The organism is Vibrio profundum, assembly GCF_050337555.1.
Classification (GTDB): domain Bacteria; phylum Pseudomonadota; class Gammaproteobacteria; order Enterobacterales; family Vibrionaceae; genus Vibrio; species Vibrio profundum.
The window spans coordinates 130,640-144,863 of sequence record NZ_JAKJTA010000009.1 but is presented as its reverse complement, the minus strand read 5'-3'; the positions used below and the strand labels follow the sequence as shown (position 1 = coordinate 144,863).

At 40.6% G+C, this 14,224-nt stretch carries 17 protein-coding genes; 2 read left to right on the top strand and 15 right to left on the bottom strand.

Annotation, left to right across the window (positions count from 1 at the left end; all coding sequences use genetic code 11):
• Positions 1-45: 45 nt before the first annotated feature.
• The 4 genes from L4C34_RS10370 to L4C34_RS10355 all read right to left on the bottom strand — a co-directional run bounded on the left by L4C34_RS10370 (position 46) and on the right by L4C34_RS10355 (position 3,430).
• Positions 46-453, bottom strand: a complete 408-nt coding sequence (locus tag L4C34_RS10370; RefSeq protein WP_428789274.1) for a hypothetical protein — start codon at positions 451-453, stop codon at positions 46-48.
• 125 nt (positions 454-578) lie between these two features.
• The gene (locus L4C34_RS10365; RefSeq protein ID WP_428789273.1) at positions 579-959 is read right to left on the bottom strand and encodes a hypothetical protein; all 381 of its coding nucleotides are present in this window, start codon (positions 957-959) and stop codon (positions 579-581) included.
• A 156-nt stretch (positions 960-1,115) separates the two neighbouring features.
• Positions 1,116-1,547, bottom strand: coding sequence for a hypothetical protein (locus L4C34_RS10360; protein WP_428789272.1), 432 nt, complete (start codon positions 1,545-1,547; stop codon positions 1,116-1,118).
• Between the two features lie 686 nt (positions 1,548-2,233).
• On the bottom strand, positions 2,234-3,430 hold the full coding sequence (locus L4C34_RS10355) for a serine hydrolase domain-containing protein (protein ID WP_428789271.1): 1,197 nt from the start codon (positions 3,428-3,430) through the stop codon (positions 2,234-2,236).
• 535 nt (positions 3,431-3,965) lie between these two features.
• On the opposite strand from L4C34_RS10355, the gene L4C34_RS10350 reads away from it, so the two are divergent.
• A complete protein-coding gene (locus tag L4C34_RS10350; protein WP_428789270.1) occupies positions 3,966-4,697 on the top strand; it encodes a substrate-binding periplasmic protein in 732 nt (243 codons plus the stop codon).
• 104 nt (positions 4,698-4,801) lie between these two features.
• Here L4C34_RS10350 and L4C34_RS10345 read toward each other — a convergent pair whose 3' ends face one another.
• From L4C34_RS10345 to L4C34_RS10305, 9 genes are all read right to left on the bottom strand, one after another.
• The gene (locus L4C34_RS10345; protein WP_428789269.1) at positions 4,802-5,209 is read right to left on the bottom strand and encodes a hypothetical protein; all 408 of its coding nucleotides are present in this window, start codon (positions 5,207-5,209) and stop codon (positions 4,802-4,804) included.
• A gap of 78 nt (positions 5,210-5,287) precedes the next feature.
• Positions 5,288-5,659: a hypothetical protein gene (locus tag L4C34_RS10340; RefSeq protein WP_428789268.1), complete on the bottom strand. Its 372-nt coding sequence runs from the start codon at positions 5,657-5,659 to the stop codon at positions 5,288-5,290.
• Positions 5,660-5,890: 231 nt separating this feature from the next.
• Positions 5,891-6,643 (bottom strand): substrate-binding periplasmic protein, encoded by a 753-nt coding sequence (locus tag L4C34_RS10335; protein WP_428789267.1) that lies wholly within the window; start codon positions 6,641-6,643, stop codon positions 5,891-5,893.
• A 198-nt stretch (positions 6,644-6,841) separates the two neighbouring features.
• Positions 6,842-7,726, bottom strand: coding sequence for a substrate-binding periplasmic protein (locus L4C34_RS10330; protein WP_428789266.1), 885 nt, complete (start codon positions 7,724-7,726; stop codon positions 6,842-6,844).
• A 156-nt stretch (positions 7,727-7,882) separates the two neighbouring features.
• Positions 7,883-8,293, bottom strand: a complete 411-nt coding sequence (locus L4C34_RS10325) for a hypothetical protein (RefSeq protein ID WP_428789265.1) — start codon at positions 8,291-8,293, stop codon at positions 7,883-7,885.
• Between the two features lie 116 nt (positions 8,294-8,409).
• A complete protein-coding gene (locus L4C34_RS10320) occupies positions 8,410-8,658 on the bottom strand; it encodes a hypothetical protein (protein WP_428789264.1) in 249 nt (82 codons plus the stop codon).
• Between the two features lie 553 nt (positions 8,659-9,211).
• Positions 9,212-9,952 (bottom strand): SDR family oxidoreductase, encoded by a 741-nt coding sequence (locus tag L4C34_RS10315; protein ID WP_428789263.1) that lies wholly within the window; start codon positions 9,950-9,952, stop codon positions 9,212-9,214.
• Between the two features lie 82 nt (positions 9,953-10,034).
• Complete coding sequence (locus L4C34_RS10310; RefSeq protein ID WP_428789262.1) at positions 10,035-10,442, bottom strand: hypothetical protein; 408 nt, start codon at positions 10,440-10,442, stop codon at positions 10,035-10,037.
• Positions 10,443-10,518: 76 nt separating this feature from the next.
• The gene (locus tag L4C34_RS10305) at positions 10,519-10,890 is read right to left on the bottom strand and encodes a DUF805 domain-containing protein (protein ID WP_428789261.1); all 372 of its coding nucleotides are present in this window, start codon (positions 10,888-10,890) and stop codon (positions 10,519-10,521) included.
• Between the two features lie 257 nt (positions 10,891-11,147).
• Between L4C34_RS10305 and L4C34_RS10300 the strand changes: the two genes are divergently transcribed.
• On the top strand, positions 11,148-11,747 hold the full coding sequence (locus tag L4C34_RS10300) for a LysE family translocator (RefSeq protein WP_428789260.1): 600 nt from the start codon (positions 11,148-11,150) through the stop codon (positions 11,745-11,747).
• Between the two features lie 135 nt (positions 11,748-11,882).
• Here L4C34_RS10300 and L4C34_RS10295 read toward each other — a convergent pair whose 3' ends face one another.
• Positions 11,883-12,938 (bottom strand): HlyD family secretion protein, encoded by a 1,056-nt coding sequence (locus tag L4C34_RS10295; RefSeq protein WP_428789259.1) that lies wholly within the window; start codon positions 12,936-12,938, stop codon positions 11,883-11,885.
• Positions 12,935-14,200 (bottom strand): glycosyltransferase family 2 protein, encoded by a 1,266-nt coding sequence (locus L4C34_RS10290; protein ID WP_428789332.1) that lies wholly within the window; start codon positions 14,198-14,200, stop codon positions 12,935-12,937. Before L4C34_RS10290 ends, L4C34_RS10295 begins: the two co-directional genes overlap by 4 nt.
• Between the last annotated feature and the right edge of the window lie 24 nt (positions 14,201-14,224).

Below are 14,224 nucleotides of genomic sequence, written 5' to 3'. Positions count from 1 at the left end.
GCCCTATGTAGTGGTCAGGTTAAAAGGGAGCACTTTGGGACCTGTTTATTTGTCTTGCTGGGCTTCAGCGAGTTTATCAAGGCAAGTTTGGTAGGCTTCGTCGTAATCGTAAAAAACCTTATAATACTGGTTGTTTAGATTTGTCTCTCCAGCCCATATCTGAAGTTTTTTATTCACAACAACGGCGTTAAAAATACAATTGTGAGAAAACATCCAACTTAAAATATCATCGATGTTTGCCCATGACTCGGGTGAACCCCCTTCCCAGTCTCGGGAATCTGTGAGGAGTACCCATGGAGTAGTATAACCTTCAGGTGAGGATTGAATTTTATCTTTCATCTCATCCAGCCACGCGACACATGCTTCTGCATTGATGGAGCCAATCGTTTTGGCTAAGACAACTCTCTTTTCAAAACTCATGGTCCAGTCACCATGAATATTACGCTGTGTCATAGTTTACCCCAACGTCTCTTAATACCTCAACTCAGTATAGACCGTGACTGATTTTTACTTCATGCGTGACAGCGTCTCTGGCTCAAGAAGGTGTGTAAATAAACACATGAACGCTGTAGAGGATACTACTTGTCTTGTTCGTTATGAACTTCAGCGAGTTTATGTAGGCAAGCTTGGTAGGCTTCGTCGTAGTCATAAAAAACGGTATAGTATTTGTTGTTTAAGTGTGTTTCGCCAGCCCACTGGTACATTTTTTTATCTATGACAGAAGCGTTGAAAATACAATTATGTGTATATATCCAGGTAGTAATATCGTCGATGGCTTCCCATGAATCGGATGTTCCCCCTTCCCAACCACGAGCGTCTGTTACGTGTACCCATGGTGTAGTATCACCTTCATTAGATGATAAAACCTTATCTTTCATATCATCTAGCCACGCCACGCAACCCTCTGCATTGATGGCTCCAGTCGTTTTGCTTTTGAAAATTCTATTTTCAAAACTCATTGTCCATTTCCCGTGGATATTACGCTGTACCATTTTTTCGCTTCACTCTCTAGAATGCTGCCTTATTTTAGTATAGCTTAGCGTTCGAAGGCTTTACGCAAAGGCGCCCTCTTTTCATATTACGCCAATTTTAGCTGACCAGTACAACAGTCAGTGTTAAGAACGTGGTTTATGGAATGACTTGCTTTTTTGAACTTCAGCGAGTTTTTCGAGGCAAGCTTGGTAGGCTTCATCATAGTCGAAGTAGACATGGAGAGCTAATTGTCCATTTAATATAGTGTCCATCAGATAATTTTGTACTTTGTTGGATATAACGGTCGCGAGAAGAACACAATTATGCTGACATTCCCAGTCTGTTACTTCATTAATAGCTTCCCATGAGTCAAGTGCGGCTCCTAAGAACTCGGTGCAGTCATTCAATAGCACCCACGGTTTGGTATCACCGTCTGTAGAAGATAAGATGCATTGCTTCATTTCTTCAAACCATGCCTTTGTTGCTTCTTCATTGATTCCACCGACGACTTTTGAATACAATATTCTGCCTTCTAAATGCATTTTCCAGTCGCCATGGATATTTCTCGGTGTCATTGTTTACCGTTTTACAGAAACTGCCTCACTCTAGTATAGCTAACGTTTGAATTCTCAACTGAGACAGACCAGTCCTATGGATTTCGTTTCACCGTGTGATGTGCTTAGGACTCCGTTCACGGAAAGAACTTAGCTATCTCTCTAGCGAACGTGATCATTCTTGAAGAAATGCGTTGGTCGGTGGGTGCCGATATTTCTAGCACTCCTACAGCTATAATTATCTGTTGAGGGCCAACAAGGACATCATTAGGAAGCTTTAACTTTTCGTTTATCATTTCAAAACCACCCCAATTCCTTCCGATACCTAGTTCCCTACCCTCGTACATTCGAATCAAACGTTTACATTCTGGTGGAATTGGTTTTTTAAATTGATTCCATAGAGTGACGGTCCTCACACTTCGAAAACAAAGTTCGGCGACTTGTTCTATAGTTAAAGTGCAGTGTATAGCTGTGAAAATTCCATATTTATCAATCTGATTCCCACTGTGGCGCTTAAGCTTCATTTCCATCCCTTTTGGTAAAAGGAACGAAAGGAAGTAGATTTAACATATGCTCACATAATGCGAACTATTGATAGTAGTGTCACAATGTGAGTTGTTAGAGGACTTACTTCAGGTCACAAATAACCCCAGGTTCGTATGCCATTACAGTGAATTTCAAAAGGTTTACGTTGGTAATTTACTTCCTCAAGGGTGTTGCGTTTCATTTAGAGTTGACAATAATACTTCTTTAGCTAATTGTGAGAACTGTAGAGGGTTGTTTTTTATACTACCAATACTTGCTGTGTAGCTAATAATTGTGTCGTATTTTGGAACATAAAAATAACCTGCTGTATAACCAGATGATACCCCCTCATACACCCATACTTCCCCTAGCTTTTTTGAGTATTGTTCAGTTAAACCTAAAGAATAAGCTGGAACAATGGAAGTCTCAGTAGTAACGACGGGTTGACCAGTTTTTATTGATACTAATGACACCATTTCCTTCATCTGTTTTTTTGGTAATACCTTTCCATTAAATAGGCTTTCTATCCAATATGCCACTTCTTTTGGGTTTGATATAATTCCACCAGATGGTCCGGCAATTGATAGGTTTTCCTCAGTGAAATCTTGTTCTGTGTAATAGTTATAACCATGAACCATTCTAGTTAATAATTTATTGGGTAACCCTTCAGGATAATAATAAGTATTATCTAGTTTGAATTTACCTAGAATACTTTGTCTGAGAATTGAACGTAATGGAATGTTTTTACCAGTGATATTTTGATAAGCTTTCTCTATAATCTGACCAGCAATCACATAGGCAGTATCCGTATAGTGCCACCCTTTCCCAGGAGGAAAATAGGCGTTGGGTATATGGTTATAAGCTAGACTGGTAACTTCATTTAGTTTCCAAACCTTTTGTGGATTTTCTAGTACCATCTTAGAAATTGGAAGTTCCGTATAACTATAAATACCACTGGTCATATTTAATAATTGTTTTATTGTTACGCCACCCCATTTGGGATATTGAGGTAGCCAGTGCTTAATGCTTTGATTAATGTTGAAATCTATGGGGATCTCACCTGCCTGTGATTTCGCTTCTAGCTGGAGTAAAATCGATGAAAAATAAGACTTCGTAATGCTAGCTATTTGCCATAAGTTATTGTCTGATATAGGTTCTCTAGTGTTTTTGTGCACTGTTCCGCTGAATAAATAACATGCGTTGATTTTTAGTTTAGGTGAATGCACATATAAAGCCATACCTGTTATTTTATTATTAACCCGAAACGAGTTAAATATGTCATGAATACTATTGCATTTATTTAAATTAGAAGCATACGAAATGTTCAAAAATAAAAGGAAAATCATAAAAACAATTATTCGTACTAGTGGTTTTTTCATAAAAACATGCTCTGATAGTTTATTTTAAATTACCTATTGTCAAGTGGTTCTTTATTTTTGGTCTTGATAATTACTTTGAACTGTATCATTTTTCCTCTCATAGAAACAGCTTAACAAATCGACGAGTAGAGAATGTATTGCAGAAATTAAGTAATAGTTCTGATGGAGGAATTATCACCATTGCGTGTTATAGGAGTAGGAGGTTAGAGCTTCATAGTCGGGAAGAGTCTAGCTATCTCTCAAGCGAACTTGATTATGTTTGAAGAAGCCTTTTGGTCACTGGGAACAACGATTTCTAGTACTCCAACTGCGATGATTATCTGCTTAGGCCCAACAAGTACATCATTAGGGAGTTTTAACTTGTCGCTCATCATCTCGAACCCATCCCAATGACTTCCGATCCCTAGTTCCCTACCCTCATTCATGCTGATTAATTGCTTACATTCAGAATAACGTAGCCAGACCCTTATCTGGTTACATGGTCGATTAAGTACTACACTTTTTCATACTAAATGGAACGTAAGGCCGTCGCGGAATGAGATTACTCCTCGCCAGTTTACTGTTATTTTATTCATCTTTCTTAGTCGCTAATACAATAACCGTCTGGGGGGAGATATATCCACCTTTTGGCTATGTCGAGGATGGGAAACCTGCCGGGATGAGCAGTGAAATCACCACTCTTCTTTTGAAAACTGCGAATATTGAAGTTGATCAATGGATTATGGCACCTTGGGGGCGAGTCTATTTATCTGGGACTCATAATCCAAATACTCTGATCTATACCGTAGGAAGAACATCAGATAGAGAAGATAAATTTTTCTGGATTGGTCCAATAGCGCCTCCCGGAGCGTATTTGTATAAACTAAAAAGCCGAATAGATATTCACCCGAAAAGCTACGACGATTTAAAAAAGTACGTAATTGGAGGCTTAATTTCTGGAGGAATGACAGAAAGGCTGATTGGAGAAGGGTTTAATGTTTCACCTGTAGCCAAGAATCAACAAAATATTCATCGACTTATACGAGAAAGAGTCGACGTGATCATTATGACGAGTATTCAAATGAAATATTATATCGATGAGCTTGGTTATGATCCTAACGTGTTTGAGTCAGTATGGAGTTTAACTAATAAAGATTCTGGGCAATACCACATAGCGATAAACAAGGAAACCGATCCAAAAACACTGAAAATGCTGCAACAGGCTTTTGATGAAATTTCAAAAAATGGTCAGCTAAAAGTAATACAGAATCGGTACCTTGTTGAGTAGTGTAATCGATTCTCCAGTCCTGTTTCTTGGAACAAGCCTTCAATCTAACGCAAAAACTTAGCTATTTCATTATATTTGAGGAGACCTTTTGGTCAATGGTTGGGTCACTTATTTTGAGCTTTAGCGAGTGCATCTAGGCAGACTTGGTGAGCTTCATCATAATCAAAAAAAAGATGCGCAATGTTCTGGTTATTTAACCCTTTTTCCCATGAAAAGGACTGTATTTTTTTTGAGCAAGCACTCGCTATAAAAACACAGTTATGTTCAGACATCCAATTGACTACTTCGTTAGTGGTCTCCCAGAAGTCTGCAGGTGCAGTCCCCCAATCACGGGCGTCATCTAAAAAGACCCAAGGTTCGGAGTCAGATTTCGGTGATGAAAGGATAGTTTGTCTCATTTCATCAAACCAAGCTTGTGCGGCCTCTTTGTTGGTCGCGCCAGTGACTTTTGAATACAAAAATCTGCCTTCAAGTCGCATGTGCCAGAGTCCATGAATATTCCGCTGTGTCATCACCCGTTACCAAATTGTAGGAATGCTTTACACCAGTATAGCCAATGTTTGATTTAACATAATGGTAATGGAAGTTATTTAGTCACTACTTAGCTCTGTGAGAGCATCTCGGCAAGCTTGGTAGGCCTCGTCATAATCGTAAAAAACTTTATAGTAACGGTTGCTTAGATTTTTATCTCCGGCCCATTCCAATAGCTTTTTGCTAAAAACAACGGCGTTGAAAATACAATTGTGAGAAAACATCCAATCTAAAATATCATCGATGTTCGCCCACGAGTCGGATGACCCTCCTTCCCAGTCCCGGGAGTCTGTCAGGAGTACCCATGGTGTAGTGTCGCCTTCAGGTGAGGATTGGATTTTATCTTTCATCTCATCCAGCCACGCGACACAACCCTCTGCATTGAGAGAACCTATGGTTTTAGCTAGAAATACTCTATTTTCAAAACTCATGGTCCAATCACCATGAATACTTCGCTGTGTCATCATTCGCAACCAAGTTATGGAAAACACTACACAGTATAGAACACAGATATCAATTTCATTATGTTTGAAGAATCCTTTTGATCATTGGGTGCCGCTATTTCTAGCAACGGCGATAATTATCTGTTGCGGGCCAACTCGTGCATCATTAGGGAGCTTTAGCTTTTCATTGATCATTTCAAACCCACCCCAGAGACTATCTTATTGCTGCCCATACTTTGCGTAGATTTTGTCTATCTGGCCACTGTCCTTCATCTCTTTTAAAGCTTTCGAGAGTTTGTTTATTAATTCCTCTTTGTTACGCACTTGAGAGGCATTTGAAATGGCCAAATAAGCACCACGCGAAGGAAACATTGGTGTGGGTAAGGCTACGATAGAATCAGACAAACCCATTATAGATAGCCAATAATAGACTTCTTGTTGATTGCCAACTAAAGCCTGTACCCGCCTCCCATTAAGTTTCTTTATGTTTTGCTTCATAGAAGCCTCTTCAACCTGAATCAGTTTTTCGTTCTTTGCCTGCTCAAATTCTTTGCTTATATAGAATGCGGTGTTTTTGCCAATAAATTTTCCATATAGGTCGGAAATGGATTCAAACTTAAACTCCTCACCTTTACGCACAAAGACTTTGAATGTGCTTTCATGAATTGGCGTGGGAATGAACTTTGCGAAGGATTCTCTTTCCTCGGTTCGAAAAAGAGAGAATGCACCATCCACGTGTCCGCTCTTGGTTTCGTGGATGACACGTTTCCAGGGTACAAGCCGTATTGTAATAGGCACGCCTGATTTTTTACTCAGTAACTGGATAATTTCGATATCGATACCTGTTTGTCGCCCTGATTGAAGCCAGGAATATGGGACGAAATTTTCCATAGTGTACAAGGTAATCTGGGCTTGCAGATTGAACGCCGAAAAGAGCAATACTAGCCATGCTAAAACACCACTTACTTTCATGCCTGCTCCTTTCTATCAATGCTGTTCTTACTTGGTTACTACTGAAGTATAGTTGTTAGGCAGTCATGTATGGATCTGAGGTTTCTATCTGTAAATCGGAGTGGATATGATGGGGTTTAACTGAATCACTTATTGTTCTACTACTTACTAACAATCTTTGCTATAAATTATTGTATTTATTGTATTTATTGTATTACGTTATTGAATCCTATATTTCATGATGATTTTACTAAATACTCTCTTTTTTTCTAGCATCCAAGCTACTCTATTTAACTCAACGATATCTATGCCTGATTTCTTAGATAACATTATTCTTACGTCTGTATGCCCTTCTAAATAATCAGAAGGGACAATATGATAATGTTGATCCATTTTTAGTAAGTTGTGGTATGTGGATATTTCTGATCCAATGAACATGGTTGTTCTACCGGCTATAAACATCCTAATCATCGTTTCTGTATTTTTTGCGTCTACTCTCTTAATAATTCCATCCTGCGTAGCCTTATCGAATTCATGGTAGTAATAGCCACTTACAGCACCGATTTTTCCCCCTGTCACATCATTGACAGACCATATTTTTATCTTGTCCTTACTGAACGACCAAAATCTAAATTTTTCCCTATATATCATAGGTGTCCACTCAAAATCATTGGGGTTAGGAACCCACTCTTTAGCCATACCGACGAACATATCGCATTTGCCACTTTTGATTGTTGTTGCCAGTCTTTTTCTATTTGTGTATACCCATTCTATTTTTCTGTTCATGTGCACTCCTATAGAGTTAGTCATATCGAAAACGATACCTTTAGTGATTTTACCAATGGTATAAGGAGGTCGGTGCCCATCAATGTAGAAGTAAGGTTCTCCGGCAAACTCACCCCAACATACTTTTATTGTATCTTCTGGCGGCGTTTTATTCTGGGAGAAGGTGGCGGTAGACATGAGTAAAGATATTAGTAAAATATATGTCCCTTTGAACCAAGAGCGACTAGCCCCTACATCTTTGCCTCTCAAAACGCTAGAGAATAGTCTTCGCCCTGAAAAACTAATATTCCAGTCCCCATGAGCATTTCTCTTTTTCATCGTTCGAGTTCGCTATGTTGCTCCGTTTTCAATTAATTATAGCTAGGGCTTGAAAACGCGCTTATTGAGGCCCTCACAGGGATATGTCTTAAACGTATGAGAAATTACGTCCATGCTTAGTATCTGAGGGCAAAGTTTACAAATGACTTTATTTTCTTATTGATTCTTAGCTTCCTCGAGCTTGCTTTGACACCATTCTAATGTTTCATCGTAGTTATCTGAGTAAAACTGGCCAAATAGTACGGGGGTTCCGGCTTTTTCATCCATGTTAGTGACAAAATGCTTTAACATTTTTGTTGTGCATACGACGCCATACGCAATCATGCCGTGATCTGCGAGCCAAGCATATAAGGGTGGGAAATAGTCCCATACTTCTGGGGGACAGAAATTCCATTTCCTCAAGTCATTGAGTAGTACCCATTGATCGGGGAGCTCATTTAGGACGAGTGATTTTGCCTCGTTACCGAACTCTTGGGCTGTTTGTAGGTTCCAGGAACCTTCAGCTACTTGATATAGAATACCAGTTGATGCTGAGGTGTGGGATATCCCATGTTTATTTGGATGCACTTTTCTACCTTTGCATTATAAACCTACTCAACATCGGTTAAGTCTTTATGTTTATTGAAACTACCGGTTGATTTTGTAAGTCAGCGACTATGACTATTTAGTCAGAAAGTGTCTGACTAATAGACTTCAACGTCTATAGTCTTATGTGCTCGGCTCACGACGATATCGATAGTCCACTCTCGTTCTTTAAAGTGGGAACCGACACGAGTTTCTAATTCAGTAAGAAGTGTTGGAGAACATTCAAATCTAATTTGCAGACAGGCATATCCATTCTCTCGGAGCTTACTTTCAATTGCTTCGATTGTGTTGGTGACTTCTTTTTCAATTAAGAGCTCTTGGCTTAGAATAAAATCGGATTTTTTCATATAGATAGCCCTACTGATAGTGACACGTCATAAAATGCGATAGAGAAGCACATTTTTTCTTAAGCTAAGTATAGTTCTGCCTTGGATGATTATTTTGAAAACATCGGCCTTTTGAAGTGGATTTACGACTCATAGTGTCGTGCGAAAGAGTGATGTGAGGTATTCAATGGTAAGGGAAAGAAATGCACATGGTGATTATGTGTTTGACTTGTCCAACGTTGAAGAAGGAATTTTGATTCATCGTGCCTTCGGCTCGTGGAGTATGTAAACGGCTATCCAGAATCACAATGAGTTGATAGCCATTGTTAAAACGCACCGATGCCATCTTCAATCTTAAGGAAGCGTAGATTTCGAGATAAGGTTTACTTATCTGCGTAGCCCCTTACTCGCTGGTGTTGGTGCCTCTGAGACCATAAACCATCCTTCTATAAAATATCCCTCCATTTTTCCAAGAAGATAGCGCTAAAGCATTAAAGTATTGGCTTTGGGCTAGGTGTTACCTAGCCCGCTCTTACTGACTAAATTATTGGTTTTCTTATTAAAAATAGATTGCTTATCTCATGATTAAGCCGCCATCCACGGCGTATTCACTGCCTGTCACATAGGATGAACTTTCCGATAATAAGAACAAAGCGACAGCGGCGGCCTCTTCTTCCGACGCTACTCGCCCGAGAGGGACTTGGCTCACTACCGATTTTTCGAAGCTTTCGCGAGCTTCGTCAAGAAGGAAGCTGCGAAGGTTGGATTGGATTGGTCCTGGGCATAACGAGTTGACACGAATACCACGAGGAGCAAGCTCCCTAGCCCATGAGCGAACGGCGGCAGAAATGGCCCCTTTTGATGCTGCGTAAACACTAGTCATTGCAGCACCTTCATAAATAGAACTAGAGCTGGTGACCACGACAGAAGCCTTGTCTTTTAGGCAATGACTCAGTGCAGAGATCTGTAAAAATGGGCCTCGAACATTAGTGTCCATAATACTGTGGTAATGGGATGGATCTATATCTTGTATCGTCCCTATATCTGCTATTGCAGCATTTAGAAATAGACCATCTATTTGGGGAGTGTCTCCTAACTCTTCCAATAGAGATTGACCAGTGTTGAGAAGCGAAGCGTCATTTTTAACGGCTCTACCACTCTCCTTTAGGAGTGTTTGGGCATGAGCTATTCTCTCTGGATCTCGGCCAGTGACGGTAACGAAACCACCCTGTTCCACGATTGCTTTCGCTGTCGATAAACCAATGCCACTGGTTCCGCCCGTGATAACGAAATGCTTACCGCTAAAATCGTACATATATGTCCTTTTTGATTTTACAGAAATAAAACACCGCCTCCGTGAAGGTTAGAAATGAAAGCGGAGTTAGGAGGGGCTTTTCTTAGAATTGCAGACTGCTATTTAGTTTATCTTGACAGGCTTGATAGGCTTCATCGTAGTCATAGAAAAACCTTACGATATGTTGATCGTTAAGTCCTTTTTCGAAAGCGTATCGATGAATCTTCTTTGAGAAGACTATCGTGAGCAGCACACAATTATGTTCGTACATCCATTCAACGGTCGTGTTATTAGTTTCCCAGGAGTCGAGTGAAGACATGTCCCAGTTACGGCAATCATTAATAGATACCCAAGGAAGGTTATCACCATTTTGGGATGTTAATATGTTTTGCTTCATATCTTCGAACCAAGCATCGCCTGCTTCTCGATTTGTCGGGCCAGTGAGTTTTGAAAAAAGAGTCTGTTCACTGAAACTCATTGTCCAGAGTCCGTGAATATTCCTTGATGTCATTGATGCTTCCCCTCTGAGTCTCCGTGCCTCAAAGTATAGGCAATAGGAAAATTATTCAACTCATTCTATATTGCCATCACATTGACTCAGTTTTCGGATTTGGACCGTATTGGTTGGTCCCGTCATTACTAGGTTGAACAAGAAAATACAGTAACACTAGAGGACCAATAATAGGAACTAACATGATGAAAAACCACCAACCCGTTCTATTGCTGTCGTGAAGCCTGCGAATTGTGACCGCTAACATGGGTAAGAAAACCAGTAAGAGATACAGAGTGCTTAGAATTCCTTGTGGGGACTCATCGACGTACAGACGAAAATGTTCATCTAAAAAGGTTAGGCAGATAGACACAATCGCGTGGACTAAAGTGAAATACCAGTATTCCTTCCTTCTCGCCCTTCCCCCAAATACCGTGTATTTGCTCAATACGAGTAGATACCAATTCATCGTCTTCTCCTTATGACGGTTAACAGCATTGCGATATGTTCAAGCACTGATCTAAAGACATTTCTAGTGGTAGAGGCTTAAAGGCTAGAGACAGTACTATTTCGTCCTTTTATATCTTAGCTCTCAGCCTACTCACATGTGAAATCAATTGATTATTTTTGTTTATAAAAAACCAATTAAATCACTTCTGGATTACAAAACCTGCTTTACTGGGCTCGAAAACTAGTGAAAAATGTAGTTTTACTACGGAGTTTTGAATGAATTCAGTACATCTACTTTCCCTCTTTATCTTTATGTTTGTCTCTACGATTACCCCGGGCCCAAATGTCGTTATGATTACGGCATCAGGGGCGAACTTTGGCATCAAACGGTCTTTACCCCATTTATTCGGTATTCCTGCTGGTATATATATCATCATGGGATTGGAATCTTTGGGCATTAGCCACGCGTTTGAACATTATCCGATGATCCCGCTGATAATAAAGGTACTGGGCAGCGCCTATTTGCTATGGTTAGCACTGCTGCTTGCCCAACGTGGTAAGCCTGTGGAATCAAACAAAGCACGCCCTCTCACGATGAAAGAATCTTTGTTGATGCAGTTTTTAAACCCTAAAGGCTGGATTCTGACTTTAACCGTGCTAACAGGTTATGCGGTGCCGGGTGATAACTACTGGTGGTCTGTTTTAGCGGTGATTACCGTCTATGCATGGTCTGGTACTCTAACTTCAGGAATATGGCTGGTGCTAGGAAGTCAAATCGCCAAAGTCTTAAGAACTGAGCCTCACTGGAGACTCTTCAATAAAGTGATGGCCCTTCTGACGGCAGGATGTGCCGTATTGTTGTGGACTGGAGTATAGATTTTTCGAGCGTTAAATCACTTCTATTAATTCATTAAGTAACTAAACCACTTGTACTAAACAATGAGTGAACTGAATAGCCTCCCCAAGCAATGACTCTAGGGAGGCCGTTTGAATTGTCTGAACGTAGATTGCCTAAAAGTACACTTCGACTGGCATACCCTCAATAAGCGAATTTTTATTTAATTTCGATTCGTAAAGTGACAATGTCACCTTCATCAGTGACCGCTTCCCTTCAAAGGGCTTGGTGAGCTGCTCCGGGATCTTTAATGCCAGCTGTGTTGGCGCAGAAACTTTCGCAGAGTACGTCTTTCCATTGGGTAACTTAATTTGCGCGACCTCTCCAAGTTGAGCTTTACTAATGTACTTGGCATCTAAGTAAGCATTAATGGTCGCGGGTTGGTCCAACTTCGAATAGGTCATCACTTCCGACGAGGAGTCCACTCGCTCACCGACACGCCCTATTTCATTCAATACTCTACCGTCAAAAGGTGCTTTCACGAGTAACAACGCTTCTTGCTCCTTTTTAACCATCAATTTCATTTTTAAGTTGCGTATGATATTTGAAATATCACCAACGTAATCTTCATCGGCCCCTTTGAGCTTGGCTAGTTGCAGCTGTAGCGTGGCATCAGATAACTGAGTCTCCGTGGTGTAGTAGTTAGTTAGCACCGAAGCATAATCAGCGGTGCTGACATGGCCATCTTTGAAATACGAGTCATATTTTTTTTTGATTGCTCCCATTTCAGTTAAGTTTTTCTGTGCATTGTCTTTTGCGGATCTATACAGTTTAACTTCGTTCTTCTCTCGCAATGAATTGTAGTGATGGAGCCGATTGATCTCGGTTTCAAGAAACTGAATCTCTTTCTCTAAAACCTGATTCTTTAGCAAGAAAAGTGGTTGCCCTTTAGTGACGCTGTCACCAACCTTAACATATACGTCACTGATGGTGCTGGATTCAGGAGCGACAATTTCAATGGGTTGATAAGTCACAATGCCTGAAGCAATAGTGAAAATCTGCTCGCGTAATAACCAGTAATAGACAGCCAGCATTGCGGGTAGCAATATCATGGTAAGCAACAAGAACCAGCGAAATCGATAGCCACCACGCTTCATTTGACCGTAGGATACGTTTAATCCTTTTTGTGAAGTTGGGTTCTTCTGCTTGTCGAGCATAAATTTAATTTTCAAAATTTCTTCCCTCTTTTTAGTACCCACCATGGAGCCATCCCTGACTCCTCATGAGAGCGACGAAATACTTCGTTAAATACTGAAAACGCTGTAACAAATCTGGCGAAAAAGGCATAGGCCGGATAGAGAAACAGCCAGCCGACTAGTAAAAAATCATCACTTTTTCTTTCAGAAATCAATAGCCAGTAGATGGTGAACTTAACCCATATAATGGATAAGTAAACCAAATAAATTAGGAAAATAGCGGCCATCGAAGAAATGATTGGATTGACGAAAATCAGATAGATGAAATACCAGACGACCAAGATTGGGACGAGAACGTTTTTTAGCACGCCATACACTAGTGTATACAGAAACACTGGCCAACCAAGAAGCTTCGGAGAAAGCCCTTTGATGTGTTTTCTTAAATAAAGAAATAGCAAATCACCATCCCAGCGGAGGCGTTGTAACACAAAATCTTTAACGGATGCTGGTGCATCGGTATGCCCAATTGCATGTGGTGTAAAAGCCAACTTGTTGCTTTTATAGCGCGACTTATACTGCTTTAAGCGCATGGTTAAGTCTAAATCTTCCGCAGTGTGTGTGTCCCAACCGCCGACACGTTTTAAAATTGGTCGGCGAAATGCGCCAAACGCACCAGAGATATTGTTTAAAAGGCCAAACTGCGATGTGCCAGTCTTCCCTCCTTGCATCGACATCATATATTCCAGTGCTTGCATTCGAGTAAGGATATTGGTGTTAACGTTACGAACGCGCAAAGCACCGCCTGATGCAATCACGTTAGGATCTTTAAACTGGTTCGCCATCACTAGGGCCATGTTGTTGTCAAAGGAAGTATCCCCGTCTACATTAATCACGATATCGTGACTGGCTTTATGTAGTCCCATATTTAACGTGGAAACACGACCACCCCGCTGCCATTTTGGGATAACTTTGACTTGTCGGTTTGGCTTTTTTCCTTGGTAGTAATGAAAGGCATTCATTGCCGCTTGAAAAGTATCTGAGTTTTGCACTGCCCCGTCTACAACGGCTAATACTTCAATTTGCCCTGGGTAAATTTGCTCTACCAAGCTATCAATGGTGACGCGTATTCCTTCCCCTTCACTGTAACAGGTGATAATGAAGGTGATCGGTGGGGTGTGGGGAGCGGTAATGGGGCGAGTATTTTTGAAATACCAGCGGAAAATACCAAATATCATCATCAGTATAAGAGGCGATTCTATAATCATGATCATCGGGAAGAAAGCGGCGAATGCTTCCATACTCGATGTCACTTGCCGGAAAAC

Bases quoted from the DNA above. Each gene is read 5' to 3' on its own strand.
- L4C34_RS10360 (WP_428789272.1), bottom strand. From the start codon at position 1,547: ATGACACCGAGAAATATCCATGGCGACTGGAAAATGCATTTAGAAGGC.
- L4C34_RS10315 (WP_428789263.1), bottom strand. From the start codon at position 9,952: ATGTACGATTTTAGCGGTAAGCATTTCGTTATCACGGGCGGAACCAGT.
- L4C34_RS10335 (WP_428789267.1), bottom strand. From the start codon at position 6,643: ATGAAAGTAAGTGGTGTTTTAGCATGGCTAGTATTGCTCTTTTCGGCG.
- L4C34_RS10350 (WP_428789270.1), top strand. From the start codon at position 3,966: ATGAGATTACTCCTCGCCAGTTTACTGTTATTTTATTCATCTTTCTTA.
- L4C34_RS10330 (WP_428789266.1), bottom strand. From the start codon at position 7,726: ATGAAAAAGAGAAATGCTCATGGGGACTGGAATATTAGTTTTTCAGGG.
- L4C34_RS10340 (WP_428789268.1), bottom strand. From the start codon at position 5,659: ATGAGTTTTGAAAATAGAGTATTTCTAGCTAAAACCATAGGTTCTCTC.
- L4C34_RS10300 (WP_428789260.1), top strand. From the start codon at position 11,148: ATGAATTCAGTACATCTACTTTCCCTCTTTATCTTTATGTTTGTCTCT.
- L4C34_RS10365 (WP_428789273.1), bottom strand. From the start codon at position 959: ATGAGTTTTGAAAATAGAATTTTCAAAAGCAAAACGACTGGAGCCATC.
- L4C34_RS10320 (WP_428789264.1), bottom strand. From the start codon at position 8,658: ATGAAAAAATCCGATTTTATTCTAAGCCAAGAGCTCTTAATTGAAAAA.
- L4C34_RS10310 (WP_428789262.1), bottom strand. From the start codon at position 10,442: ATGACATCAAGGAATATTCACGGACTCTGGACAATGAGTTTCAGTGAA.
- L4C34_RS10305 (WP_428789261.1), bottom strand. From the start codon at position 10,890: ATGAATTGGTATCTACTCGTATTGAGCAAATACACGGTATTTGGGGGA.
- L4C34_RS10290 (WP_428789332.1), bottom strand. From the start codon at position 14,200: ATGGAAGCATTCGCCGCTTTCTTCCCGATGATCATGATTATAGAATCG.
- L4C34_RS10345 (WP_428789269.1), bottom strand. From the start codon at position 5,209: ATGACACAGCGGAATATTCATGGACTCTGGCACATGCGACTTGAAGGC.
- L4C34_RS10370 (WP_428789274.1), bottom strand. From the start codon at position 453: ATGACACAGCGTAATATTCATGGTGACTGGACCATGAGTTTTGAAAAG.
- L4C34_RS10355 (WP_428789271.1), bottom strand. From the start codon at position 3,430: ATGAAAAAACCACTAGTACGAATAATTGTTTTTATGATTTTCCTTTTA.